General features: G+C 68.4%; 1 protein-coding gene. It reads left to right on the top strand.

Annotation, left to right across the window (positions count from 1 at the left end; all coding sequences use genetic code 11):
• Window positions 1-551 (top strand): flavodoxin-dependent (E)-4-hydroxy-3-methylbut-2-enyl-diphosphate synthase (locus tag ACRWND_RS30965; RefSeq protein ID WP_431955316.1); only part of this gene is annotated, 551 nt, incomplete at both ends.

The following is a 551-nucleotide window of genomic DNA, read 5'->3' as shown; positions in this document are numbered from 1 at the left end:
TCCAGGTCGGGTCGGTGGCGGTGGGCGGGGACGCCCCGGTCTCCGTCCAGTCCATGACGACCACCGTCACGGCCGACATCGGCGCGACGTTGCAGCAGATCGCGGAGCTGACGGCGTCGGGCTGCCAGATCGTGCGGGTCGCCTGTCCGTCGCAGGACGATGCGGACGCGTTGGCCACGATCGCGCGGAAGTCGCAGATCCCGGTGATCGCGGACATCCACTTCCAGCCGAAGTACGTGTTCGCGGCGATCGACGCGGGCTGTGCGGCGGTGCGGGTGAACCCGGGCAACATCCGGCAGTTCGACGACAAGGTCAAGGAGATCGCCAAGGCGGCCTCGGACGCGGGGGTGCCGATCCGGATCGGGGTGAACGCGGGGTCGCTGGACAAGCGGCTGCTGGAGAAGTACGGCAAGGCCACGCCCGAGGCGCTGGTGGAGTCGGCGCTGTGGGAGTGCTCGCTGTTCGAGGAGCACGGCTTCCGGGACATCAAGATCTCGGTGAAGCACAACGACCCGGTGGTGATGGTCAATGCGTACCGTCTGCTGGCGGCG

The sequence above is a fragment of the Actinacidiphila sp. bgisy167 genome (assembly GCF_965342175.1).
In the GTDB taxonomy this organism is placed as follows: domain Bacteria; phylum Actinomycetota; class Actinomycetes; order Streptomycetales; family Streptomycetaceae; genus Actinacidiphila.
The sequence above is the reverse complement of the archived record's forward strand: the minus strand, read 5'-3'. Positions and strand labels throughout refer to the sequence as shown.